The organism is Streptomyces sp. NPDC107471 (assembly GCF_055582845.1).
Map to the genome: position 1 here is coordinate 728106 of NZ_JBVJPC010000002.1, position 24216 is coordinate 752321.

A 24216-nucleotide genomic window follows, 5' to 3' on the forward strand; every position below is an offset into this window, starting at 1 on the left:
CGACCTCTTGACGAACCCTCCTGGCGGCCCTAGGTTCCCAAAACATTCGGATTATATCTCGAAACATTCGCGAAGGTCGTCGACCCGACAGTCGAGCCCGACAGGAGTTACATGACCACCGCGCCCTGGCGTGACCCCGCCCTGACCGCCTCCGCCCGTGTCGACGACCTCCTCTCCCGGATGACCCTGGAGGAGAAGACCGCCCAGCTCTACGGCGTGTGGGTGGGCGCCAGCACGGACGGGGAGGGAGTCGCCCCCCTCCAGCGCGAGATGACCGCCGACTACGACTGGGACGAGCTGATCACCCGGGGCCTCGGCCAGCTCACCCGCCCCTTCGGCACCGCCCCCGTGGACCCGGCGCTGGGCGCGCAGGCACTGGCCCGCGCCCAGCGCCGTATCGCCGGGGCGGGCCGGTTCGGCATCCCGGCGCTGGCCCACGAGGAGTGCCTGGCCGGCTTCACCACCTGGCGGGCCACCGCCTATCCGGTCCCGCTCGCCTGGGGCGCGAGCTGGGACGCCGACCTGGTCGAGGAGATGGCCGGCGCCATCGGCCGCGACCTGCGCGCGGTCGGCGTCCACCAGGGACTCGCCCCCGTCCTGGACGTGGTCCGCGACCCGCGCTGGGGACGGGTCGAGGAGACGATCGGCGAGGACCCGTACCTGGTGGGCACGATCGGCGCCGCCTACGTCCGCGGTCTGGAGTCGGCCGGGATCGTCGCCACGCTCAAGCACTTCGCCGGGTACGCCTCCTCGGCCGGCGCCCGCAACCTCGCACCCGTGCGGGCGGGCGTGCGCGAGTTCGCCGACATCACCCTGCCGCCCTTCGAGTTCGCCCTGCGCGAGGGCGGGGCCCGCTCGGTGATGGCCGCGTACACCGACACCGACGGCGTCCCGGCCTCCGCCGACCCCGGCCTGCTGACCGAACTGCTCCGCGAGGAGTGGGGGTTCACCGGCACGGTGGTCGCCGACTACTTCGGCGTCGGCTTCCTGCAGAGCCAGCACCGGATCACGGCCACCGAGGCGGGCGCGGCCCACGCGGCCCTCGCGGCGGGCCTCGACGTCGAACTGCCCACCCTCAAGTGCTACGGCACCCCCCTGATCGACGCCGTCCGCGCGGGCGAGATCCCCGAGTCCCTGATCGACCGGGCGGCCCGCCGGGTCCTGCTCCAGAAGTGCGAGCTGGGTCTCCTGGACGAGGACTGGGACCCGGAGCCCACCGGGCGGATCGACCTCGACTCGACGGCGAACCGCGCCCTGGCCCGCCGCCTCGCCGAGGAGTCCGTGGTCCTCCTCGACAACCCGGACGGTCTGCTCCCGCTGGCCCCGGACACCCGGATCGCGGTCGTCGGCCCCCGCGCCGCCGACGCCCTCGCCATGCTGGGCTGCTACTCCTTCCCCTCCCACGTCCTCACCCACCACCCCGACATCCCGATGGGCATCGAGATCCCCACGGTGCTCGACGCGCTGCGCACCGAACTCCCCGACGCCAAGGTGACGTTCACCGAGGGCTGCGGGGTCGACGACCCGGACACCGCGGGCTTCGAGGAGGCGGTGGCCCGGACGGCCGAGGCGGACGTCTGCGTGGCGGTGCTCGGCGACCGGGCGGGCCTGTTCGGCCGGGGCACCTCGGGCGAGGGCTGCGATGTGACGGACCTCCGACTGCCCGGTGTGCAGGCGGAGTTGCTGGACTCACTGGTCGCGACCGGCGTCCCGGTGGTGCTGGTCCTGCTCACCGGGCGCCCCTACGCGCTCGGCCGCTGGGACGGCCGGCTCGGCGCGGTCGTCCAGGCGTTCTTCCCCGGTGAGGAGGGCGGTCCGGCGGTCGCGGGAGTGCTGTCGGGCCGGGTCAACCCCTCGGGCCGCCTCCCGGTGAGCGTGCCGCGGGAGCCCGGCGGCCAGCCATGGACCTACCTCCAGCCGCCGCTGGGCCTCGCGGGCGAGGTCAGCAACCTCGACCCGACCCCGCTGTACGCCTTCGGACACGGGCGCTCCTACACGGAGTTCGTGTGGGAGGACTGCACGGGCGGGGCGCCGGCGGAGATCGGCACGGACGGCACGTACGACGTGTCGGTGACCGTGCGCAACGCGGGGGGCCGGGCGGGTGCCGAGGTGGTGCAGCTCTATCTGCACGACCCGGTGGCCTCGGTGACCCGCCCGGACGTCCGGCTGATCGGCTACCGGCGGCTGGAACTGGAGCCGGGCGAGTCCCGCCGGGTGACCTTCCGCTTCCACGCCGAGCTGTCGGCCTTCACCGACCGCAGGGGCCGCCGCGTCGTCGAACCGGGCGACCTGGAGCTGCGGTTGTCGGCGTCGAGCGCGCAGGTACGGCACACGGCACGGCTGCGGCTGACGGGTCCGGTGCGGGAGACGGGCCCGGACCGCCGGCTGCGCTGCGAGACGGAGGTGTCGGGCTGAGCCGGGGCCGCTTCCGGCTCGGCGCACCACCACCGCCTCGTCGAGGCTGAGCCCGGTCCGCCCCGGGCTCAGCCTGCCGCGACCGACTCGAAGCGCCAGCGGTGCACCGCCCGCATGACCAACTCCTCGCCCGGCTCCGGCAGTTCGGGCAGGTCGGCGTCGTAGGCCGCGTCCCACCACGTGATGACGAGGACGCGGTCCTGCGGTGCCCGGAGGGTCTCGCGCCGCAGCGGCCGTACCGGAAGCTCCTGCCGGCGGGCCCAGGCGAGCAGCTCCGCACCGCGGCCCTCGACCGCCCGGGCCTCCCACATCAGCGCGACCGTCACGTGTAGAGGTTCTCCTTGCTGACCTCGTGCACATGGTCGTGGCCCGGCACATGCGGGTCGGTCACCGGCAGGGAGGAGTCGGCGGACAGGTCCCAGGAGGAGGCGGAGCGGCCCCGGGCCACCATCTCGGCGCCGAGGGCGGCGACCATCGCGCCGTTGTCGGTGCACAGCTTGGGCCGCGGGACCCTGAGGCGGATCCCGGCGGCCTCGCAGCGCTCCTGGGCGAGCACCCGCAGCCGGGAGTTGGCGGCCACGCCGCCGCCGATCATCAGGTGGTCCACGCCCTCGTCCTTGCAGGCCCGCACGGCCTTGCGGGTCAGCACGTCCACGACCGCCTCCTGGAAGGAGGCCGCCACGTCACGCACCGGCACCTCCTCGCCCGCGGCCCGCTTGGCCTCGATCCAGCGCGCGACCGCCGTCTTCAGACCGGAGAAGGAGAAGTCGTACGCGGGGTCGCGCGGCCCGGTCAGCCCGCGCGGGAAGGAGATCGCGTTCGGGTCGCCCTCGCGCGCGTACCGGTCGATGACCGGGCCGCCCGGGAAGCCCAGGTTCAGCACCCGGGCGATCTTGTCGAAGGCCTCGCCGGCCGCGTCGTCGATGGTCGCGCCCATCGGCCGGACGTCGGAGGTGATGTCGCTCGACAGGAGCAGCGAGGAGTGGCCGCCGGACACGAGCAGCGCCATCGTCGGCTCGGGCAGCGCCCCGTGCTCCAACTGGTCGACGCAGATGTGGGAGGCGAGGTGGTTGACGCCGTAGAGCGGCTTGCCGAGGGCGTAGGCGTACGCCTTCGCGGCGGACACCCCGACGAGCAGGGCACCGGCGAGCCCGGGACCGGCGGTGACGGCGATGCCGTCGAGGTCGCGGGCGCTCACCCCGGCCTCCTTCAGCGCACGGTCGATGGTGGGGACCATGGCCTCCAGGTGCGCCCGGCTCGCGACCTCCGGCACCACACCGCCGAACCGGGCGTGCTCGTCGACGCTGGACGCGATGGCGTCGGCCAGCAGGGTGGTCCCCCGGACGATGCCGACGCCGGTCTCGTCACAGGAGGTCTCGATGCCCAGGACAAGCGGTTCATCAGCCATTGATCTCAGTTCCTCGGTCGGATGTCGAACCCGCGGCGGAGCCGCTGTCGGATGCGGTGGTCAGTCGCATGACCAGGGCGTCCACGTTGCCCGGCTGGTAGTAGCCGCGCCGGAACCCGATGGCCTCGAAGCCGAAGCGCTCGTAGAGCTTCTGGGCGCGGACGTTGTCGATCCGGCACTCCAGCATCACTTCGGCGCACTCGAAGGCGGTCGCGGCCCGCAGCAGCTCGGTCAGCAGCGTCGCCCCGAGTCCGGTGCCCCAGTGGTCGCGGGCGACGGCGATCGTCTGGACGTCGGCGAGCTCGCCGGCGGAGGCGAGCCCGGCGTATCCCACGATCCGCCCGTCCTCTTCGGCCACCACGTACCGCCGGGTGGCCTCGGGCCCCCGGGAGTGCGCGAGTTCGGACCAGAACATGCCCCGGGACCAGGCGTCCTCCGGGAAGAGGTCCTTCTCCAGTTCCAGGACGGGGTCGATGTCCCACCACCGCATCTCGCGCAGCACAGGAATCACGGGTGTGGTCACTTGGGGGTGACCACCTTGTAGTTCTTGGGGACCTGCGCGTCGGGCCGCCGCAGGTACAGCGGCCGCGGGGCGGGCAGTTCCGCACCGGCCCGCAGCCGCTCGGCGGCGAGCGCGGCGAGCGCGGCGGCCTGGACGTGCTCGGGTGCGCGGGCGTCGGGGAAGGTGTCGGGGTAGAGCAGCGCACCGGCTCCGACGGCGGGCATCCCCTGGACCCGCTCGGCGATGTCGGCGGGCCGGTCGACCGCGGGGTCGCTCACGCGGGTGCGGGGGTCGGAGTAGGCGGCCCAGTAGACCTCCTTGCGCCGGGCGTCGGTGGCCACGACGAAGGGGCCCTCGACCTCGGCCGCCCAGGCGAGTCCGTCCAGGGTGCACACGCCGTGCACGGGGATGCCGAGCGCGAGTCCGAAGGTGTCGGCGGTCATGAGCCCGACGCGCAGCCCGGTGTAGGGCCCGGGCCCGATTCCCACGACGATCCCGGTGACCGCGTCCAGCTTCACCCCCGCGTCCGCGAGCACCCGGTCGACGGCCGGCAACAACAGCTCCCCGTGCCGTCGCGCGTCCACCTGACTGAACGAGGCGGCGACGTCCCGCCCGTCATGCAGGGCGACGGTGACGGCGGGGGTGGCGGTATCCAGAGCGAGCAAGAGCACGCAAACAGCCTACGGCTCCGGGAGGACCTGGGTGGCCGCAGGCCGCCAGAGGCACCCGGGGGTGTACCGGTGCGACACCGGCTCCACCGCTCGGGCGCCGCCGGGCGCGACGGCACGGAACGCACCCGGCGAGCTGCTACGGTCGCCACAAATCAGGACCAAGCACTCCAGAGGTGACCGGTGGCAACCAGCAACGCGGCGTTCGTGACCGCCCTCACCACGGCGGCCCTCGCGACGGTCGGCTTCCTCGCCTACCAGGCCGCCGCGACGGTCCCCTCCAGAACCCCCGCCGAGGGCACCCCGGCGGCCGTCGCCTCGAAGGCCCCCCGCGACGAGCGAAACCCCGCCGCCCTGCCGGCGGGCTCGGGCGCCGGTGAACGAGTGGTGTACTCCCTGGACGACAACCGGGTCTGGCTGGTCGGCGCGGACGAGAAGGTGACCCGCACCTTCGCGGTCGTGCCCGGCACCATCGACCCCGCCCCGGGCGTCTACGTGGTCACCTCCCGCTCGAACTCCGTGACCGGCACCGACGGCACGCCGATCGAGCACGTGGTCCGCTTCACCAGCGTCGACGGCGTGGCGATCGGCTTCAGCGCGGCCGTGCAGAAGACGGGAGCCTCCGCCTCCATGACCACGGTGCCGACGGGCGGCATCCGGGAGTCCCGCGAGGACGGCGACGCCATGTGGGACTTCGCGACGATCGGCGCGAAGGTCGCGGTGATCCACTGAGCCCGGCTCAGGCCGCCTTCGGAGGCTCGGCGGCAGCCGTCCGCGCGGTCCCGGGATCGGGCACCCGCGGCGGTGTGGAGACGGCTTCCGCCGCCGCACAGGACGCCAGCAGATCACGCATGGACACACCGCCGACGAGCGCGTACGGCTGCGGCTGGGGCCGGTTCTCGGTGGCCGACATGGACGCCTCCTGAAGTTCGGGGGCGGCGTAGTTAGGTACACCTAACTACGAGCTGGGTACCATGTGACCACGCACAAGACGTCCAGTGCAATATCTTGCCGACGGATTGTCGGAACGTGCCCGAGAACGCGCGGGGCTCAAGCGGTGAGCACCCCGAGGTCGGTCGTCGCCCAGCGCTCCCCGACCGGAGTGAACGTCACGTGCCGCACCTCGTCGGCCGTGTCCCCGACCGCCCGGTGGATCTGCACCTGGAGTCGGTCGTCGGTCAGCTCCTCGACCTTGCCCTCGCCCCACTCCACGACGATCACCGACTCCGGCAGCGAGACGTCGAGATCGAGGTCCTCCATCTCGTCGAGCCCGCCGCCCAGGCGGTACGCGTCCACGTGGACCAGCGGCGGCCCGTCCCCCAGGGACGGGTGCACCCGGGCGATCACGAAGGTCGGCGAGGTGACGGCCCCCCGCACCCCGAGCCCCTCACCGAGTCCGCGGGTCAGCGTCGTCTTGCCCGCGCCGAGCTCCCCGCTGAGCATCACGAGGTCCCCGGCGCGCAACAGCTTGGCGAGCTTCAGGCCCAGCTCGCGCATCTGCTCGGGGGAGGTGACGGTCAGCTCGGTCTCAACCGGGTTGCGCGGTACTGCTTCCATAACCGCCAACGGTAGCCCCTGCGGGCACCGCCCCCGCGCGGGTGAGGAGGTCGGCGAGGCGGTCGGTGACCACTTCCGGGTGTTCCAGCATGACGAGGTGCCCGGCGTCCGGGACCAGCACCAGTTCCGCCTCCGGCAGCAGGGAGGCGATCGCCTCGCTGTGCTCGCTGGGCGTCACCATGTCGCCCACCCCGGCGAGGACGAGCACCGGCTTGTCCGCGAAGTGGGCGAGGGCGGCGGTCTTGTCGTGGTTGTCGAACGCCGGGTAGTACTCGGCGACGACGTCGATGGGGGTGCCCTCGATCATCCGCTCGGCGAACCGGACGACGGCCGGGTCGACGTCCCGGGAGGCGAAGGAGTACCGCTTGATGATCCCGGCGAACAGGTCGGCGGTGGCCCGGCGCCCCTTCTCCACCAGGTCGGCCCGCTGCCCCAGCGCCTTGAGGACGCCCGGCAGCACCCGCCGCACGGCGTTGACGCCGGCCACGGGAAGCCCGAAGTTGACCTCGCCGAGCCGCCCGGAAGACGTCCCGACCAGGGCCACCGCGACCACCCGGTCACGGATCAGCTCGGGGTACTGGTCGGCGAGGGCCATGACGGTCATCCCGCCCATGGAGTGCCCGACGAGCACGATCGGCCCCTGCGGCACGGCCGCGTCGATGACGGCCTTCAGGTCCTGCCCGAGCTGCTCGATGTCGACCGGCACCCCGTCCTGCACCTGCCGCACCCCGCGCCCGGACCGGCCGTGGCTGCGCTGGTCCCAGTGCACGGTCCGTACGACACCCCGGAGCGCCGCCCGCTGGAAGTGCCAGGAGTCCTGGCTGAGGCAGTAGCCGTGGCTGAAGACGACGGTGACGGGAGCCGGGGCCTTGCGCCCGAACAGCCGGCGCCGGCGTGGCGACAGCGCGGGGCCGGCCTCCGGGTCGAGGTCGTCGACCTCGTAGTACAGCTCGGTGCCGTCGTCGGCGTACGCCTTGCCGGGGGTGCCCCGCAGTGCGCCGTACGGCCCGGTCGAGTCGAGGGCGAGCCGGGCCCGCTGCCGCATCCCGCGTCCGACGGTGAGCCGTTCGAGGGCCACGCCCGCGGCGGCGCCCGCGGCGATCACGCCTATCGCGGCACCGGCGATCCCCGTCGCCCGGCGCCAGCCGGCGCCCGCCCCCGCCGCGGAGGCGAGGGCCACCGACGCGGCGGCGTCGACGACGGCCTCCGCACTGCTCTCGCTCACGTACCGCTCCTGTTCACTGGGTCGGGTGATACCGGTGTCGCGGGCCTCGCTGTACTGACACGCACTGTGCGGTTACCCCGCTTGTTCCTCGTTCACATAGACGCGGGGAACGCGCGTTCCGATGCGGGTCACGATTTCGTACGCGATGGTGCCGGCGGCCTGCGCCCAGTCCTCGGCGGTGGGCTCGCCCCGGTCGCCGGGGCCGAAGAGCACGGCCCGGGTGCCGGTGGGGGGCTCGTCGCCGCCGAGGTCCACGACGAACTGGTCCATGGCGATCCGTCCGGCGACCGTGCGCCACTTGCCGTCGACCAGGACTGGTCCGGCGCCGGAGGCGTGCCGCGGGATGCCGTCCGCGTAGCCGACGGGCACCAGGCCGAGGGTCGTCTCGCCCGGGGTGACATAGCGGTGGCCGTAGCTGACGCCATGGCCGCCGGGGACCCGCTTGACCAGCGCGATCGACGCCGACAGCGTCATCACCGGGCGCAGTCCGAAGTCGGCGGGGTCGCCGAGCTCGGGGCTGGGCGAGATGCCGTAGGTCGCGATGCCGGTCCGGACGAGGTCGAAGTGGCTCTCCGGAAGGGTGAGCGTGGCGGGCGAGTTGGCGATGTGCCGCACCTCGGGGCGCACGCCCCGGCCCTCGGCGTACGCCAGCATCTCCCGGAACAGGGTGAGCTGGGCGGCGATCGAGGGATGCCCCGGCTCGTCGGCGCAGGCGAAGTGCGACCAGAGGCCGGTGACGGTGAGAAGTCCTTCGGACTGGGCGCGCAGGGCCTCGGCGACCAGCTCGGCCCAGTCCTCGCCGGGCTGGCAGCCGTTGCGCCCAAGACCGGTGTCGGCCTTGAGCTGCACGCGCGCGGGGACGCCGGCCTCGCGGGCCGCCGCGACGAGCTCGCGCAGCGCCCACATCCCGCTGACGGACACGTCGAGGTCGGCCTCGATCGCCTCCCGCCAGGGGCCGCCGGGCGTCCACAGCCAGCACATGATCCGCCCCGGCAGCCCGGCCTTCCGCAGCGCCAGAGCCTCCTCCGGCGTCGCGGTCCCGAGCCAGCGCGCGCCCGCGTCGACCGCGGCGCGGGCACAGGGCACCGCGCCGTGGCCGTACGCGTCGGACTTGACCACGGCCATGACGGCGGCGCCCTGCGCGTGGGCGCGCAGGGCCCGCACGTTGGCCCGCAGCGCGGCCAGGTCGATCTCGGCGCGGGCGCGCAGGGGTGCGGTCGGGGCGGTGGCTGTCTCGTTCATGGCGCCCCCAGTGTCTCAGAGGCGACCGACACCGCCGATGAGCACATCCCCGGACGCCCCCACGCGCGCGTGTCCTGCGTGTCACGCGTGGTTCAAAGGGTCAGACCGTGCCGGGCCAGGTACTTCACCGGGTCGATGTCGGAACCGTACGGGCGCCGGGCGCGCACCTCGAAGTGCAGGTGCGGGCCGGTGGCGCGGCCGGTGGCGCCGCTGCTGCCGATCCTGGTGCCGGCTTTCACCTTGGCGCCCCGGGCGACCGAGATGCGCGACAGGTGGGCGTAGAGGACGTACCGGGAATCGCTCAGTTTGATTGTCACGGCCTTTCCGTACGACCCCGACCAGCTCGCCAGGACGACGACTCCGGTGCCCACGGAGTAAACCGGGGTTCCCTTCGCCACCGCAAGATCCACTCCGGTGTGGTAACCGGCCAGCCAGTTTCCCCGCACTCGGTAGCGCATGGTCACCCGGGCCCGTTTCCGGATCGGGCGACACCACTTGGCCGGTGCGAGGGAGCGGTCGCTGACCTCGACATCCTCGGCTGCCGCCAGCAGTTCCTCGAATTCCGGGTCGAAGTCAGTGCCGCAGTTGCCGTCGTGCTCTTCTTCTAAGGGTTCCGGATTGTCCCCGCGGAAACCGAGAACGGGACTCCCCAGAACGACTGCGGCTCCGCCCAGCAGTTCCCGCCGGGTGGTGCCGCGTATATTTGGCTCATCCATGCGGCCAGCGAAACATCGCCCTTTCGGCTCCGCATATTCGACCGACCGGTATTGGTCCCATCAGGTACTAGTTCGCGGGGACTCGTCCGTTTGCCGGGGGTTGTGGGCGGGTGGGGGTTGCCGTTCGCGCCGCCCGCCGGGCGGCGTCAGGCGTCCGTCACGTCCCGCCACGCCGCCGGGACCGCCTCGGCCACGTCGTGGGCTCCCACCGGGGCCCCGTCCGCCGCGAACCGGCCGGCGAGACCGTGCAGGTAGGCCGCCGCGCTGCCGGCGTCCAGGGCGCCGAGGCCGGACGCGAGCAGGGACCCCGCGAGGCCGGACAGGACGTCACCGCTGCCCGCGGTGGCCAGCCAGGCCGTGCCGGTCGGGTTCACCCGCACCGCCCCGCCACCCGCGTCGGCGACCAGCGTGGTCGAGCCCTTGAGGAGCACGGTCGCTCCGTAGCGCCCGGCGAGTTCCCGCGCCGACGCCAACCGGGCCCCCTCGACCTCCTCGCGTGCCACCCCGAGGAGCGCGGCGGCCTCTCCGGCGTGCGGGGTCATGAGGGTCGGCGCGGTACGCGCGCGTACGGCGTCCCGGCCGGCGAGCCGCAGTCCGTCCGCGTCGACGAGCACCGGTACGTCCGAGGCCAGCACCTCCCCCACGGCCGAGGCGTCGTCCCCGGCCCCCGGTCCGACGACCCACGCCTGCACGCGCCCGGCCTGCTTCGGCCCCCGGTCGGAGACGAGCGTCTCGGGGAAACGGGCGATCACGGCGTCCGCGGCGGGCCCGACGTACCGCACGGCCCCGGCGCCGCCCCGCAGCGCCCCGTACACGGCGAGCACGGCGGCTCCCGGATACCGTGCGGACCCGGCGGCGATCCCGACGACGCCCCGCCGGTACTTGTCGCTCTCCCCGGTCGGTACGGGCAACAGCCGCCGTACGTCGGAGTGTTGGAGCGCCTCCAGTTCGGCCTGCGGGGGCAGCGAGAGGCCGATGTCGACGAGCCGCACCGATCCGGCGTACTCCCGCGCGGGATCGATCAGCAGCCCCGGCTTGTGCGTCCCGAACGTGACGGTCAGGTCGGCCCGTACGGCCGCCCCGCGCACCTCCCCCGTGTCGGCGTCGACGCCGCTCGGCAGGTCGACCGCGACGACGGCGGCCCGGGACCGCTCGGCCACCTCGGCCAGCCGGGCCGCGTCGGGCCGCAGTCCGCCCTTGCCGCCGATCCCCACGATCCCGTCGAGGAGCAGGTCGGCCTCCTCGATCAGCCGCTCGGCACCGTCGGCCCCCACGGCCCGCCCCCCGGCCCGCCGCAGCGCGGCCAGCCCCGCGGGGTGGGCGCGTTCGGGTGCGAGCAGTACGGCGGCCACCCCGGCGCCGCGCCGCGCCAGGCGCGCCCCCGCGTAGAGGGCGTCCCCGCCGTTGTCCCCGCTGCCGACGAGCAGCACGATCCTGCGGCCGTACACCCGCCCCAGCAGGTCCGCGCAGGCCGCGGCCAGTCCCGCCGCCGCCCGCTGCATCAGCGCGCCCTCCGGCAGCCGTGCCATCAGCTCCCGCTCGGCGGCCCTGACCGTCTCCACGTTGTACGCAGTACGCATGGCTCCGAGTCTCCCCCGTAGCGCGCGGACATGAACAAGACGGGCCTCCGACACCACCACCACGGGGAAGGCCGGCAAGCGCGTTCTCAGCCCCGCGGAGCGGAAGGATGCGGTCCGAAGCGTTCACTTCCGGCCAGATTCGCTCCCCTTCCCCACCCGACTCGTAAGCGCTCACCAGGCACCATCACGTACTTGTGGGCATATGCCCGGACCTGAGGCCGTCTCAGACGTCACGCCCGCCCCGTCCCACCCCTGTGCGAAACGCTCCACAAAACGCACACTGAGGGCGTTTCGGCGAGCGCGACCGCATCACCTGCGGTCGCCCATCCCGTGGAGGACGTGCCCGCGATGACCGCTCCGGACGGACCCGACGGGACGCTCGCCCTGGCCGTCCGCTGGGCCGGGCGCCTGCTGTGCTGGAGCCTGGCCGCCGCCTGGACCTCGGCCGCGGTCGACGTCACCGTCTCCCCGCACGCCGGCTGGTGGAGCACGTTCTGGCCGCTGCCCTGCTACCTCACCTGCGCGTCGGCGGTCGCGTGGGCCGCGCTGCGCGCTCGCGAGAAGGCGAGAGGCGGCGGCCACGATCCCTGGACCGGACAGGACCTCCGCACGGAATTCGACCAGGCCGCCTGAGTGCCCCGGACGGCACCGGAGGTCAGCCCTCCGCGATCACCACCGCCGACGCGACCCCGGCGTCATGGCTGAGGGACACGTGCCACGACCGCACCCCGAGCGCGGCGGCCCGTGCGGCGACGGTCCCGGTGACCCGCAGCCGGGGCTGCCCGCTGTCCTCGACGTACACCTCGGCATCGGTCCAGTGCAGCCCCGCCGGCGCCCCGAGCGCCTTGGCCAGGGCCTCCTTCGCGGCGAACCGGGCGGCCAGCGAGGCGACTCCGCGCCGCTCCCCGCTGGGCAGCGTCAGCTCACTGTCCAGGAACAGCCGCCGCGCCATCCCCGGCGTACGCTCCAGCGACGCCGCGAACCGCTCGATCTCGGCGACGTCGATACCGACCCCGATGATGCTCATCCGGGCACTCTACGATCCTCCCGGCACCGCTCGCGGTCAGCCCTGCCCGGGCGTCACCACCGGAGCGGTGCCGGACGCACGGAACCCCCATGTCCATGAACCAAGAGCGAGGAGAGTCGCATGCGGCCTCTCAGGCCGCGGCCAGCTCGCACCACACGTACTTCCCCCGGTTGCCGCCCCTCGCCAACGGCTGCCACCCCCATAGGTCGGCGCACGCCTTCACCAACGCCAGCCCCCTCCCCTCCTCCCCCAGCAGCCCCAACTCCCCCGGCGGCTCGGGAGGTTCGGGGTCCGCGTCCCACGCCCCGATCCGCAACACCCCCGCCGACCAGCGGACCCGCAACGCGGCCGGCCCCTTCGTGTGACGGACGGCGTTCGAGACCAACTCGGCCGCGAGGAGCTCCGCGGTGTCGGTGAGCCGGATCAGACCGTGCAGGGTCAGGATCAGACGGAGGGTGCGGCGGGCGACCGTGACGGCTCGGAGGTCGTTCGGGATGTACAGCGTGTACTCCCAGGGTTGGCTTTCGGGCATGCGTCAACTCCGGTTCGGTGAAGGGCGATTGGGCACGGTGGCAGTGCCGCGGCCGTCTTGGCGGGACGGGGCGGTGCGCTTCCGTAGAGTGTTCGCTACATCACCGACGGTAGGGCTTTCATGTAATACATAGCAAGCGGATCACGTAATCTGCCCCCGAACGAGCCACGTCAGCAGGCATGTTGCAACCAAGGAGCACCCGATGGTCCTCAGGCGCGAACCAACCGCGCGTCACCTGCGCCTGGGAGTCGAACTACGGAGGCTCCGCGAGGGGGCCGGGCTCACCACCATCGAGGCAGCAGCGCTCCTCGGGGCCAATCGAGTCCAGATCACCCAGATCGAATCCGGACTCGCGGGTGTGAGTGAGGAACGGCTGCGCCGCCTCGCATCGCACTACGACTGCACGGACCAGCAGTTCATCGACGCACTGGCCGCGATGGCCACCGACCGTACGCGCGGCTGGTGGGAGCAGTACCGAGGGCAGCTACCGACCTCGTTCCTGGACCTCGCCGAACTGGAACACCACGCCGCGTTCCTGCACGAGGTGGCAATCCTGTACGTGCCGGGGCTGCTCCAGACCGAGGACTACGCCCGGGCCGTCTTCTCGTCGCGTGTTCCCGAACTCACCCATGACGAGCTCGCGTTGCGCGTCGAGCACCGCATGAGGCGCCAGCAGATCACCCTCGCGTACGAATCGGTGATCCACGAGTCGGCCCTGCGGATCAGGGTCAGTGATCGCGCCGCCTCCCGCACCCAGCTCCGCAAGCTCCTCGAACTCTCCGAAGCGGACGACATCACCCTTCGCGTCATCCCCTTCGACCTGGACGGCTTTGCCTCGGCCGCCAGCACCATGACGTACGCCGGTGGCCCCCTTCCCAGACTGGACACCGTGGTGCGCGACGTACCCCATGGCTCGGCCTTCATCGACTCCGAGACACAACTCGCCGCCTTTCGAACGCGCTTCCGTAAGGTGGAAGCCGTATCACTCGACCCCGGGCAGTCGCGCGACTTCATCAACCGGCTGGCGAAAGAGCTGTGAGGCCCCCCATGGAGAACTGGCGGAAGTCGTCCTACTCAGGTCCGGACGACGGCAACAACTGCGTCGAGATCGCAACCCACCCCACCCGCATATCCATCCGCGACTCCAAGACCCCCACCACCGCCACCCTCACCTTCCCGCCCGCCCCCTTCGCCGCGTTCCTCGACGCCCTCAAGAGCGGTGACCCGGTGTGACTACTCCACCGTGACGGACTTCGCCAGGTTCCTCGGCTGATCCACCTCGTTGCCGCGGGCGGTCGCCAGCTCGCAGGCGAAGACCTGCAACGGCACGGTCGCCACCAACGGCTGGAGCAGGGTCGGCGTGGCCGGAATCCGGATCAGATGGTCGGCGTACGGCACCACCGTCTCGTCCCCCTCCTCCGCGATCACGATCGTGCGCGCACCCCGGGCCCGGATCTCCTGGATGTTGGACACGATCTTGTCGTGGATCACCGACCGGCCCCGAGGTGACGGTACGACCACCACGACCGGCAGATCCTCCTCGATCAGGGCGATCGGCCCGTGCTTCAACTCGCCCGCCGCGAAGCCCTCGGCGTGCATGTAGGCGAGTTCCTTGAGCTTGAGCGCGCCCTCCAGGGCGACCGGGTAGCCGACGTGCCGGCCGAGGAACAGCACGGTGTTCTTGTCGGCCAGCGACCGCGCCAGCGCCCGCACCGGTTCCATCGTCTCCAGCACCCGCTCGACCTCGCCGGAGATGTGCGACAGGTCCCGGACGACGGCGGAGATCTCGTCGCCCCACTTGGTCCCGCGCACCTGCCCCAGGTAGAGCGCGACCAGGTAGCACGCCACGAGCTGGGTGAGGAATGCCTTGGTCGACGCGACGGCGACCTCGGGCCCGGCGTGCGTGTACAGCACGGCGTCCGACTCCCTGGGGATCGTCGAGCCGTTGGTGTTGCAGATCGCCAGCACCTTGGAGCCCGGTTCGCGGGCGTGCCGCAGCGCCATGAGGGTGTCCATGGTCTCCCCGGACTGGGAGATCGCGATCACCAGCGACCGCGGTCCGAGGATCGGGTCCCGGTAGCGGAACTCGCTCGCCAGCTCCACCTCGCAGGGGATCCGGGTCCAGTGCTCGATGGCGTACTTGGCGATGAGCCCGGCGTGGAAGGCCGTACCGCACGCCACGATGACGACCTTGTCCACCTCGCGCAGTTCGGCGTCGGAGATGCGGACCTCGTCCAGCGACAGGGAACCGGCCGCGTCGATACGGCCGAGCAGGGTGTCGGCGACCGCCTTCGGCTGCTCGGCGATCTCCTTGAGCATGAAGTAGTCGTAGCCGCCCTTCTCGGCGGCGGAGGCGTCCCAGTCGATGCGGAAGGAGCGGACCTCGGCGGGCCGGCCGTCGAACCCGGTGACGGTCACCCCGTCGCGCCGCACCTCCACGACCTGGTCCTGCCCGAGTTCGATCGCGGAACGGGTGTGGGCGATGAAGGCCGCCACGTCCGACGCCAGGAACGCCTCCCCCTCCCCCACTCCCACCACGAGCGGCGAGTTCCGGCGGGCGCCCACGACGACGTCCGGCTCGTCCGCGTGCACGGCCACCAGCGTGAACGCCCCCTCCAGCCGCCGGCACACCAGCCGCATGGCCTCCGCGAGGTCGGCCGTCGCCGAGAACTCCTCGGTGAGCAGGTGCGCGACGACCTCGGTGTCGGTGTCGGAGGCGAGCGCGTGCCCCCGCTCCTCCAGTTCGGTCCGCAGCGCGGCGAAGTTCTCGATGATGCCGTTGTGGACGACGGCGACCCGCCCGGCGTTGTCCAGGTGCGGATGCGCGTTGGCGTCCGTCGGCCCGCCGTGCGTGGCCCAGCGCGTGTGCCCGACACCGGTGACCCCGGTCGGCAACGGCCGGTCCACCAGCTCCTTCTCCAGATTCACCAGCTTCCCGGCCTTCTTCGCCGCCGCCAGCCCACCGTCCGCCAGCACGGCGACGCCTGCCGAGTCGTACCCCCGGTACTCCAGCCGCTTCAGCCCGGCCATCACGACATCGAGCGCCGACTGCGACCCCACGTATCCCACGATTCCGCACATGCGCGGCAGCCTAGGCGTCGAGTGCCACCAGAACACGGCACTTCATGCCCGATTTCGGATATCGCGGCACCGGGCACACTGAGGCGACGGGCTTGCGGCCCTGCTCACCACCGGTCATAGGAGCCCCATGAGCTACAGCATGTACGTCTGCCGTTTCGTCCACGGGCACCCCGTCCCCATGGACGAATCCGCGCTCCGTGAAGTCCTCGGTCCCGTCACCGTGGGCGGGCTGCCGCCCACCGGGCTGCCGGAGTCCTGGGAGCTCGATGCCGAGGACGGCGGCGGGGCCGAGGTGTACGGGGACGCGCTCGGGCTCACCTTCAGCCGCTTCTCCACCGGACGGATCCTCGACCACGTGGCCGCGCTCGCCCGGAGAACCGGCGCGGGCGTCATACCGCTCGGCTGCCCGGCGATCCTCACGAGCGAGGCCGCCCGCGGGAACCTCCCGGACAGCCTCCGCGCGGAAGCGATCGTCATGGCCCCCGAGGCCCTGACCGGCCAGGCGATCCAGCTCGTGATCTCCTCGTAGCCGGAGCCCCGCCGACGCCCCGCGCTCCCCCGCCACCGTCTCCGTGACGCACCCCACCCCCCACCCCGTTCAAACTCCGTTAACAATGGACTGTGATCTCTCCGGTCTCCCCGATGCCCCGGAGCGCCCACCGGCACAAGCCGGAGGCGACTCCTTACGTCGACCTCACCCGCTCAGAGTGGAGTGCGCTGCGCGAGAAAACGCCCCTCCCGCTGAACGCCGAAGAGGTCGAGAAGCTGCGCGGCCTCGGTGACGTCATCGACCTCGACGAGGTGCGGGACATCTACCTCCCGCTGTCCCGGCTGCTGAACCTGTACGTGGGCGCCACGGACGGCCTCCGAGGCGCCCTGAACACCTTCCTCGGCGAGCAGGGCTCCCAGTCCGGCACCCCGTTCGTCATAGGGGTCGCGGGATCGGTCGCGGTGGGCAAGTCGACCGTCGCCCGACTCCTCCAGGCCCTGCTGTCCCGCTGGCCCGAGCACCCCCGCGTCGAGCTGGTCACCACCGACGGCTTCCTGCTTCCCACCCGGGAGCTGGAGGCCCGCGGGCTCATGTCGCGCAAGGGCTTCCCGGAGTCGTACGACCGCCGCGCGCTGACCCGTTTCGTCGCCGACATCAAGGCGGGCAAGGGCGAGGTCACCGCCCCCGTCTACTCCCACCTGATCTACGACATCGTCCCGGACCAGCGGCTCACCGTCCGCCGCCCCGACATCCTGATCGTCGAGGGCCTGAACGTCCTGCAACCGGCCCTGCCCGGCACGGACGGCCGCACCCGCGTCGGTCTCGCCGACTACTTCGACTTCAGCGTGTACGTCGACGCGAGCGCCGAGGACATCGAGCGCTGGTACCTCAGCCGGTTCAAGAAGCTCCGGCAGACCGCCTTCCAGAACCCCGACTCGTACTTCAGGAAGTACACCCAGGTCTCGGAGGAGGAAGCCCTCGACTACGCCCGCACGCTGTGGCGCACCATCAACAAGCCCAACCTGGTGGAGAACATCGCCCCCACCCGCGGCCGCGCCACCCTCGTCATCCGCAAGGGCCAGGACCACAAGGTGCGCAAGCTGAGCCTGCGCAAGCTCTGACAGGCGTACACCCGGCGCCGTACGCCTGTTAGAAAGGCGTCATGCTGCATCTGCGCCTGATCACCCCGGCCGGGAAGACCGACGACGTGGTCCACCTGATCGAGAAGACGGTCGGCACCACCCACCTCGTCGTGGTGCCGGGCGCCGCCCGCAACCCCGCCGGAGACGTCGTGATGTGCGACGTGGCCCGTGAGGCGGGCGACGAACTCATCAGCGCGCTGAGGGAGTTGGACCTCGACAAGACCGGGTCCATCGCCGTCGAGAACATCGACCTGTCGCTCTCCGAACGCGCCGACAAGGCCGAGGACGACGCCCCCGGCGAGGGCGCGGACGCGGTCCTGTGGGAGCACATGAGGGAGGCGACGCACGAGGAGTCGACCCTCTCCGTCACCTATCTCGCCTTCCTCACCGTGGCCACCATGATCGCGGCCTGCGGTGTGGTGCTCGACAACGCGATCCTGATCGTGGGCGCGATGGCGGTGGGCCCGGAGTTCGGCCCGCTGGCGGCCCTCAGCACGGCGATCGTGCAGCGCACCCCGCGCCTGGCGTCCCGCTCACTGATCGCGCTGCTGGTGGGATTCGCGGCGGCGATGGTGGTGACGGTCGGCTTCACCTGGTTCATGGACGCCCTGGACCTCTTCCACAAGTCCGACCTGGAGGGCGACCGCCCCAACACCGCCTTCGTCTACGCCCCCGACGCCTTCTCGTTCGTGGTGGCGGTGCTGGCGGGCATCGCGGGCACCCTCTCCCTGACCTCGGCGAAGTCGGGAGCGCTGGTGGGCGTGGCCATCTCGGTCACCACGGTCCCGGCGGCGGCGAACGCGGCGGTGGCCCTGGCCTACGGCGACATGAGGCAAACAATCGGCTCGACCAACCAACTCCTGCTGAACCTGCTGGGCATCGTCCTGGCAGCCACTCTCACCCTGCTCCTCCAGAAATGGCTCTGGAAACGCGCCTAGGGGCGCGGGGAACTGCGCGACCGGCCACGACGCACCCGCAGCCCGCACCAGCGCAGAACCCCCGCCCCCGACCCGGAACCGGACCTGGACCCGAGCCTCAGCCCAGCGCGGACTTCACCGCATCCGCAAGCCGCCCGGCAACGGTCCGAGCCTGATCGATGTCCGCCGCCTCAACCATCACCCGCACCAGCGGCTCGGTACCCGACGGCCGCAACAACACCCGCCCGGTCGCACCGAGTTCCCGCTCGGCCTCGGCGACGGCGGACGCCAGTTCACCGGACGTCGACACCCGCGACCGGTCCACGTCGGGCACGTTGATCAGAACCTGCGGCAACCGCTTCATCACCGAGGCCAGTTCCTTGAGCGAGCGCCCGCTCTCCGCGACCCGCGCCGCCAGCATCAGCCCGGTCAGCGTGCCGTCCCCGGTCGTCGCGTGATCGAGGATGATGACGTGCCCGGACTGCTCGCCGCCGAGGGCGTACCCGTGCTCCTTCATCTCCTCCAGCACGTACCGGTCGCCCACCGCGGTCTGGACGAGCGTGACGCCCTCCCGCTCCAGCGCCAGTTGGAACCCGAGGTTGGACATGACGGTGGCCACCACGGTGTCCGCCCGCAGCGCACCCCGCTCCTTCATCGCCAGCGCGAGCACGGCCATGATCTGGTCGCCGTCCACGTCCTCGCCGGTGTGGTCGACGGCCAGACACCGGTCGGCGTCCCCGTCGTGCGCGATGCCGAAGTCCGCCCCGTGCTCGACGACGGCGGCCTTCAGCAGGTCGAGGTGGGTGGAGCCGCAGCCGTCGTTGATGTTGAGCCCGTCCGGCTGGGCACCGATGGTGATCACCTCGGCGCCGGCCCGGGAGAACGCCTCCGGCGACACCCGGGCGGCCGCACCGTGCGCCTCGTCGAGGACGATCCGCAGCCCGTCGAGACGGTTCGGCAGCACGGCGATCAGGTGCGCCACGTACTTGTCGAAGCCCTCGGTGTACTCACGGACCCGGCCGACACCGCCGCCGGTGGGCCGCTCCCAGGGCTCACCGCCCTTGTGTTCCTCGTAGACGGCCTCGATGCGCTCCTCCAGCGCGTCGTCGAGCTTGTGCCCGCCGCGCGCGAGGAACTTGATGCCGTTGTCGGGCATGGCGTTGTGGCTGGCGGAGAGCATGACGCCGAGGTCGGCGCCGAGCACACCGGTGAGGTACGCCACCGCGGGCGTGGGCAGCACTCCGACGCGGAGGACGTCCACACCGGCGCTCGCGAGGCCCGCGACGACGGCGGCCTCCAGGAACTCCCCGGACGCGCGCGGGTCCCGTCCGACCACCGCCGTCGGCCGGTGGCCCTGGAACGTACCCGCCTCGGCCAGCACGTGCGCCGCCGCGACGGACAGACCGAGCGCCATCTCGGCCGTCAGATCCGCGTTGGCGACACCGCGCACGCCGTCCGTGCCGAAGAGTCGTCCCACTTGTCCTCCTGAGGAAGCGTCAGTAACGGAGATCATCCGATCACATGAGCCTTTGAGCGCCTTGTGCCGTTATACGCCTAAGGCTGTGATAAACGAACGCCCCGGCGGCACTGTGGCGTGCCGCCGGGGCGAACGGACGTACTGCTGGCTCGTGGGAACGAGCAGGTACGAGCAGAACAGGCAGCGAAGATTAACGCTTGCTGTACTGCGGGGCCTTGCGGGCCTTCTTGAGACCGGCCTTCTTGCGCTCGACCGCACGGTCGTCGCGGCGGAGGAAGCCGGCCTTCTTGAGGGCGCCGCGGTTGTTGTCCACGTCGGCCTCGTTCAGCGCGCGGGCGACACCGAGACGGAGCGCACCGGCCTGACCGGAGACACCGCCACCCGAGATACGGGCGATGACGTCGTAGCGGCCCTCGAGCTCGAGCACCTTGAAGGGCTCGTTGACTTCCTGCTGGTGCACCTTGTTCGGGAAGTAGTCCTCGAGGGTGCGACCGTTGATCTTCCACTTGCCGGTGCCCGGGACGATCCGGACGCGGGCGATGGCGTTCTTGCGACGGCCCAGGCCGGCGGCCGGCTGCGGGTCGCCGAAGCGGGACGCGAGCGACTCCGAGGTGTACTCGCCCTCGACGGGGACCTCGGACTCGGTGGTGTAGCTGTCGATGTCGACGATCTCTTCGCCCTCGACGGGCGTCTCGACGGTGGTCTCGGCCACGATTCTCCTCAGATTCTCTTCAGTCTTAGGGGGTGGCCGGACTTACTGCGCGACCTGGGTGATCTCGAACGGCACCGGCTGCTGGGCAGCGTGCGGGTGCTGGTCGCCCGAGTAGACCTTCAGCTTCGTGAGCATCTGACGGCCCAGGGTGTTCTTGGGAAGCATGCCCTTGACGGCCTTTTCGATGGCCTTCTCGGGGTTCTTGTCGAGGAGCTCGTCGTAGCGGACGGAGCGCAGACCACCCGGGTAGCCGGAGTGGCGGTACGCCATCTTCTGGGTCCGCTTGTTGCCGGACAGGTGCACCTTGTCGGCGTTGATGATGATGACGAAGTCACCGGTGTCGACGTGAGGGGCGTAGATCGGCTTGTGCTTGCCGCGCAGCAGGGAGGCGGCAGTGGTGGCCAGACGGCCCAGGACGACGTCCTGAGCGTCAATGACGTGCCACTGGCGAGTCACATCGCCGGGCTTGGGGCTGTACGTACGCACTTCGCAGCCTTCTTCTTCAGTGGATGGGTGCTGACACATGGCATCACTGAAGCGATCGTGCAGCTGGGGACGACAATGGCCGGGTCACTGCCCGTATGCCGCCCACTGGTAACTGCTCCAGGGAACCTAGGTAAAGGCCACTCGCGTGAGAATGAGCAGGCCGATACACAACGAAGAAGCAGGATACCCGGGGTCCCACGGACGGGTCAAAACGAGCTCCGGGTGACACCGTTCCCGGCCCTCGGCGACACCGTTCCCGGCCGCCGGCGAACTCTTCACGGCCGAGATGTGCACCCGTGCCGGAAAGGTCCAGAGCCCAGTGTCCACAGGCCCGACGGCACCTCCCGTACCCCGTCTAAGATGCGCCCCATGAGCTTTGGGCAGCAGGGGGGACCCCCGTCCCAGTGGGATCCCTGGAAACCGCAGTCACAGCAGCCGTGGAGCAGCGGCGGGGGCGAGCAGACCCCGGACTGGGCCGCGCTCGCCGAGGCCTCCGAGATCCGCAACAAACGGCGCCGGCTGTTCTTCATCGTCGGCGGCGCGCTCGCCACGATCGCGATAGGCACCGCCGTGGCGATGGCCGTCGTGTCGGCGAACGGCAGCGACGAGGCGAACAAGCCGACGTCCTCGCTGCCGGCCGCGGCGATCCCGAGCGCGAGCGGGACGGCCCCGTCGTTCGCGCCGACCAGCGCCCCGCCGCCGCTGGACCCGAAGGACTTCATCGCGAGCAAGGCCAAGGACACGGCCCCGCTGAGCGCCAAGATCCTCTTCCCGGGCACCCAGCTCACCATGGGCTCGACCGTGTACAAGAAGGGCACGACCTCCGACACGAAGAACTGCGCCGCGACCGACAACGTCCAGGCCAGCCTGGGCAAGATCCTCAAGGCCGACGGCTGCACCCAGTTCATGCGCGTCAGCTACACCAAGGACGGCGTCTCGGTGACGGTCGGCGTGGCCGTCTTCGACACGGAGGCCCAGGCCACGAAGGCCAAGGGGCAGGTCAACACCAAGAAGGACATCGTCAAGTCGCTGTCCGGCGGCGCGGTCAAGGCCTTCTGCAACTCGGCGATCTGCCGCACGACCTCGAACTCCTACGGCCGCTACGCCTACTTCACCATCGCCGGCTTCGCCAGCGGCAAGAACGTCACGGAGAAGGACACCGCGGTCTTCGGCATCGGCGACAACCTCGCCGAGTTCACCTTCCGCCAGATCCACCGCCGCGGCGAGGCCCAGGCCTCGGCAGCCGCCAGCGAGTGACCCGGCGCGCGGCCGTGTGAGAGCCTCCCCCTTTCCGATCACATGGTGATCAGCACTCCTGGGGGGACCTGTCCATGGCCGCACACCACATGCCCGGACGCCACCTGCTCATGACGACGGCCCGGCTCGGCATCGACAGCCCCTGGACCGTCGCCCGGCTCGTCGCGGAACCGGCCTAGCACCTTGGACATGCGAGGGCGGGTCCGGATCGCGGGGGCGGCGGCGGGGGCGGCACTGCTGGCCCCGCTGGGGGTGTGGGCCTGGTCCGGGCGCGGCGGGCAGGAGACCGCGCTCGCCCCCACCGATCTGCGCGACCGGGACCCCGAGGCCACGCCCGCGGCCCGCCGGGTCTACGCGACGCTGGCGGGCCTGGAGAACGACGCCCGCCGCGGCCGCCCGTCCCGCACGCTGATCGGCCAGCACGTGGAGCTGCAGAACGAGCGGTACAACCCGGAGTACGGCGACTACCGCGGCACCAAGCAGCCCGGTTACTACTACCGCAAGGCACGGGACATCACCGGGAAGCTGCCCGCCTTCGTGGAGCTGGACCTCGGGCCCGGCTACAGCCAGCCCGGCTGGGCGGTGGGCGAGGCGCGTTCCTACAACCGCGACTGGCCGAGCTGCCGTCGCGGCTGGGGGTACGTCGAGGACGCCGTGGACCTGGCCGTCGGCGTGTGGGCGGGACTGCCGCGAGCCGCCGACGGCTCGTACCGCCCCTCCGGCACGCACCGGGAGTGCGCCACCGGCACGGAGGTCGCACTGCCGGACAACGGGGGCGGCCCCGCGGGACTGGTCGGCTTCTCCTTCCACCAGCCCTACCCGGGCAGCCCCGTCAAGGGCTTCCCGGAGACCCGGCACAGCAACTCCCCCGGCGCCGGGGACCCCGGTTGGTTCGGCCGGGTGGTCACCGAAGGCACCACCGAGCACCGGGCCCTGCTGCACGACCTGGCCTTCCTCGCCGACCACCTCGGCTACCTCGCCGGCCGCGGGGTGCCGGTGCTGCTGCGGCCGTACCACGAGATGAACACCGTGCCGGGCCGCGGCTTCTGGTGGGCCGGGCAGGACCCGGCCGCCTTCCACCGACTGTGGCGGCTCACGTACGACTACCTCGTGAACCGTCGCGGCCTGCACAACCTGATCTTCGTCTGGTCGCCGAACTCCTGGAACCGGCCCTACGGCCGCGATCCCCGGCCGTACTACCCCGGCGGCCGTTTCGTCGACGTCGTCGGGGTCGACGACTACAGCGACACCCCGGCCGAGCCCTTCGGCGAGGGTTCCTGGACCGAGGTCTGGTATCGCGGCCTGGAGGAGTACCGCAGGCCGCGCATCGTGGCCGAGTCCTTCCACGTACCGCTCAACGCCCACCAGCCGCGGACGCTGTCCCGGACGCCGTGGGTGCTGTGGACGGTGTGGGGCCAGGCGCTGTCGTACGACAACGTCTCGGATCCTCGCGCCAGGAACACGGCGGCTGACGTGAAGCGCACCTACACGTCACCGAGGGTGATCACCGGTGGTCATCGGCGTGTATCCGACCTCTTTAGCAGGTCACCACACAAGACGTGACTTGATTAACTTTTGAACACATCATCCACACAAGCGTTTTCACTTTCACGCATGTGTGTAAGGATCTGTTTCCTGTTCGATCAGTCTTCGGGCGCCCGGGGGGGCATCTGAGCGCGGCTGACCGAAAGCGCCAAAGAAGGCGTTGAGGGGATGGACCCGGAACCACATCAGACGTCACGGTGCGCACTCATGCCGTGACGTAGATCCGTCGTGCCCTCG

26 protein-coding genes are annotated in these 24216 nt (G+C 71.5%); 10 read left to right on the plus strand and 16 right to left on the minus strand.

Annotated elements, in window-relative coordinates; translation table 11 throughout:
• The first annotated feature begins 111 nt into the window (after nucleotides 1-111).
• On the plus strand, nucleotides 112-2415 hold the full coding sequence (locus ACZ66S_RS08150; RefSeq protein ID WP_469900544.1) for a beta-xylosidase/alpha-l-arabinosidase: 2304 nt from the start codon (nucleotides 112-114) through the stop codon (nucleotides 2413-2415).
• Nucleotides 2416-2483: 68 nt separating this feature from the next.
• Here the strand turns inward: ACZ66S_RS08150 and ACZ66S_RS08155 are convergent, their stop codons facing one another.
• Genes ACZ66S_RS08155 through tsaB form a run of 4 tightly spaced genes read right to left on the minus strand, consistent with a single transcriptional unit; the run spans nucleotide 2484 to nucleotide 4996 of the window.
• A complete protein-coding gene (locus ACZ66S_RS08155; protein ID WP_469900546.1) occupies nucleotides 2484-2741 on the minus strand; it encodes a hypothetical protein in 258 nt (85 codons plus the stop codon).
• Nucleotides 2738-3823 (minus strand): tRNA (adenosine(37)-N6)-threonylcarbamoyltransferase complex transferase subunit TsaD, encoded by a 1086-nt coding sequence (gene tsaD, locus ACZ66S_RS08160; RefSeq protein WP_469900548.1) that lies wholly within the window; start codon nucleotides 3821-3823, stop codon nucleotides 2738-2740. The genes ACZ66S_RS08155 and tsaD overlap by 4 nt, the downstream gene beginning before the upstream one ends.
• The gene (gene rimI, locus ACZ66S_RS08165; RefSeq protein ID WP_469900549.1) at nucleotides 3816-4346 is read right to left on the minus strand and encodes a ribosomal protein S18-alanine N-acetyltransferase; all 531 of its coding nucleotides are present in this window, start codon (nucleotides 4344-4346) and stop codon (nucleotides 3816-3818) included. The genes tsaD and rimI overlap by 8 nt, the downstream gene beginning before the upstream one ends.
• Entirely contained in the window at nucleotides 4343-4996 is a 654-nt protein-coding gene (tsaB, locus tag ACZ66S_RS08170) for a tRNA (adenosine(37)-N6)-threonylcarbamoyltransferase complex dimerization subunit type 1 TsaB (RefSeq protein ID WP_469900551.1), read from the minus strand. The genes rimI and tsaB overlap by 4 nt, the downstream gene beginning before the upstream one ends.
• 180 nt (nucleotides 4997-5176) lie before the next feature.
• On the opposite strand from tsaB, the gene ACZ66S_RS08175 reads away from it, so the two are divergent.
• On the plus strand, nucleotides 5177-5725 hold the full coding sequence (locus ACZ66S_RS08175; protein WP_469900552.1) for a hypothetical protein: 549 nt from the start codon (nucleotides 5177-5179) through the stop codon (nucleotides 5723-5725).
• 7 nt (nucleotides 5726-5732) lie between these two features.
• Here ACZ66S_RS08175 and ACZ66S_RS08180 read toward each other — a convergent pair whose 3' ends face one another.
• From ACZ66S_RS08180 to ACZ66S_RS08205, 6 genes are all read right to left on the minus strand, one after another.
• Complete coding sequence (locus tag ACZ66S_RS08180) at nucleotides 5733-5906, minus strand: hypothetical protein (protein WP_469900554.1); 174 nt, start codon at nucleotides 5904-5906, stop codon at nucleotides 5733-5735.
• Between the two features lie 137 nt (nucleotides 5907-6043).
• Nucleotides 6044-6550 carry a tRNA (adenosine(37)-N6)-threonylcarbamoyltransferase complex ATPase subunit type 1 TsaE gene (tsaE, locus tag ACZ66S_RS08185; RefSeq protein WP_469900555.1) on the minus strand — a complete coding sequence of 169 codons (507 nt, stop codon included), beginning with the start codon at nucleotides 6548-6550 and terminating at the stop codon, nucleotides 6044-6046.
• Nucleotides 6522-7775, minus strand: coding sequence for an alpha/beta fold hydrolase (locus ACZ66S_RS08190; RefSeq protein WP_469900556.1), 1254 nt, complete (start codon nucleotides 7773-7775; stop codon nucleotides 6522-6524). Before ACZ66S_RS08190 ends, tsaE begins: the two co-directional genes overlap by 29 nt.
• 72 nt (nucleotides 7776-7847) lie before the next feature.
• Nucleotides 7848-9017 (minus strand): alanine racemase, encoded by a 1170-nt coding sequence (alr, locus tag ACZ66S_RS08195; protein WP_469900558.1) that lies wholly within the window; start codon nucleotides 9015-9017, stop codon nucleotides 7848-7850.
• 92 nt (nucleotides 9018-9109) lie between these two features.
• Nucleotides 9110-9733, minus strand: a complete 624-nt coding sequence (locus tag ACZ66S_RS08200; protein ID WP_469900559.1) for a M23 family metallopeptidase — start codon at nucleotides 9731-9733, stop codon at nucleotides 9110-9112.
• Between the two features lie 146 nt (nucleotides 9734-9879).
• Nucleotides 9880-11313 (minus strand): NAD(P)H-hydrate dehydratase, encoded by a 1434-nt coding sequence (locus ACZ66S_RS08205; RefSeq protein WP_469900561.1) that lies wholly within the window; start codon nucleotides 11311-11313, stop codon nucleotides 9880-9882.
• 348 nt (nucleotides 11314-11661) lie between these two features.
• Between ACZ66S_RS08205 and ACZ66S_RS08210 the strand changes: the two genes are divergently transcribed.
• On the plus strand, nucleotides 11662-11946 hold the full coding sequence (locus tag ACZ66S_RS08210; RefSeq protein ID WP_469900563.1) for a hypothetical protein: 285 nt from the start codon (nucleotides 11662-11664) through the stop codon (nucleotides 11944-11946).
• Between the two features lie 22 nt (nucleotides 11947-11968).
• Here ACZ66S_RS08210 and ACZ66S_RS08215 read toward each other — a convergent pair whose 3' ends face one another.
• The gene (locus tag ACZ66S_RS08215) at nucleotides 11969-12340 is read right to left on the minus strand and encodes a holo-ACP synthase (protein WP_053846761.1); all 372 of its coding nucleotides are present in this window, start codon (nucleotides 12338-12340) and stop codon (nucleotides 11969-11971) included.
• 130 nt (nucleotides 12341-12470) lie between these two features.
• Complete coding sequence (locus tag ACZ66S_RS08220; RefSeq protein ID WP_469900565.1) at nucleotides 12471-12872, minus strand: ATP-binding protein; 402 nt, start codon at nucleotides 12870-12872, stop codon at nucleotides 12471-12473.
• A 202-nt stretch (nucleotides 12873-13074) separates the two neighbouring features.
• Here ACZ66S_RS08220 and ACZ66S_RS08225 point away from each other — a divergent pair, with 202 nt between their 5' ends.
• On the plus strand, nucleotides 13075-13911 hold the full coding sequence (locus tag ACZ66S_RS08225; RefSeq protein WP_469900567.1) for a helix-turn-helix domain-containing protein: 837 nt from the start codon (nucleotides 13075-13077) through the stop codon (nucleotides 13909-13911).
• A gap of 8 nt (nucleotides 13912-13919) precedes the next feature.
• Nucleotides 13920-14105, plus strand: coding sequence for a DUF397 domain-containing protein (locus tag ACZ66S_RS08230; RefSeq protein WP_469900568.1), 186 nt, complete (start codon nucleotides 13920-13922; stop codon nucleotides 14103-14105).
• Here the strand turns inward: ACZ66S_RS08230 and glmS are convergent, their stop codons facing one another.
• On the minus strand, nucleotides 14106-15953 hold the full coding sequence (glmS, locus tag ACZ66S_RS08235; protein WP_469900569.1) for a glutamine--fructose-6-phosphate transaminase (isomerizing): 1848 nt from the start codon (nucleotides 15951-15953) through the stop codon (nucleotides 14106-14108).
• 127 nt (nucleotides 15954-16080) lie between these two features.
• On the opposite strand from glmS, the gene ACZ66S_RS08240 reads away from it, so the two are divergent.
• From ACZ66S_RS08240 to ACZ66S_RS08250, 3 genes are all read left to right on the plus strand, one after another.
• Nucleotides 16081-16482: a hypothetical protein gene (locus ACZ66S_RS08240; protein ID WP_469900571.1), complete on the plus strand. Its 402-nt coding sequence runs from the start codon at nucleotides 16081-16083 to the stop codon at nucleotides 16480-16482.
• Between the two features lie 113 nt (nucleotides 16483-16595).
• Nucleotides 16596-17564, plus strand: a complete 969-nt coding sequence (coaA, locus tag ACZ66S_RS08245) for a type I pantothenate kinase (protein WP_469900573.1) — start codon at nucleotides 16596-16598, stop codon at nucleotides 17562-17564.
• A gap of 41 nt (nucleotides 17565-17605) precedes the next feature.
• A complete protein-coding gene (locus ACZ66S_RS08250) occupies nucleotides 17606-18523 on the plus strand; it encodes a DUF389 domain-containing protein (protein ID WP_469900574.1) in 918 nt (305 codons plus the stop codon).
• Between the two features lie 97 nt (nucleotides 18524-18620).
• On the opposite strand, the gene glmM is transcribed toward ACZ66S_RS08250, so the two are convergent.
• The 3 genes from glmM to rplM form a co-directional block, all read right to left on the minus strand.
• Nucleotides 18621-19979, minus strand: a complete 1359-nt coding sequence (gene glmM / locus ACZ66S_RS08255; protein WP_469900575.1) for a phosphoglucosamine mutase — start codon at nucleotides 19977-19979, stop codon at nucleotides 18621-18623.
• A 190-nt stretch (nucleotides 19980-20169) separates the two neighbouring features.
• The gene (gene rpsI, locus ACZ66S_RS08260) at nucleotides 20170-20691 is read right to left on the minus strand and encodes a 30S ribosomal protein S9 (protein ID WP_053846769.1); all 522 of its coding nucleotides are present in this window, start codon (nucleotides 20689-20691) and stop codon (nucleotides 20170-20172) included.
• 42 nt (nucleotides 20692-20733) lie between these two features.
• Nucleotides 20734-21177 (minus strand): 50S ribosomal protein L13, encoded by a 444-nt coding sequence (rplM, locus tag ACZ66S_RS08265; protein ID WP_037719127.1) that lies wholly within the window; start codon nucleotides 21175-21177, stop codon nucleotides 20734-20736.
• Nucleotides 21178-21546: 369 nt separating this feature from the next.
• Between rplM and ACZ66S_RS08270 the strand changes: the two genes are divergently transcribed.
• Nucleotides 21547-22434 carry a hypothetical protein gene (locus ACZ66S_RS08270; protein ID WP_469900578.1) on the plus strand — a complete coding sequence of 296 codons (888 nt, stop codon included), beginning with the start codon at nucleotides 21547-21549 and terminating at the stop codon, nucleotides 22432-22434.
• A gap of 189 nt (nucleotides 22435-22623) precedes the next feature.
• Complete coding sequence (locus ACZ66S_RS08275) at nucleotides 22624-23997, plus strand: glycoside hydrolase family 26 protein (protein WP_469900579.1); 1374 nt, start codon at nucleotides 22624-22626, stop codon at nucleotides 23995-23997.
• Nucleotides 23998-24216 lie beyond the last annotated feature (219 nt).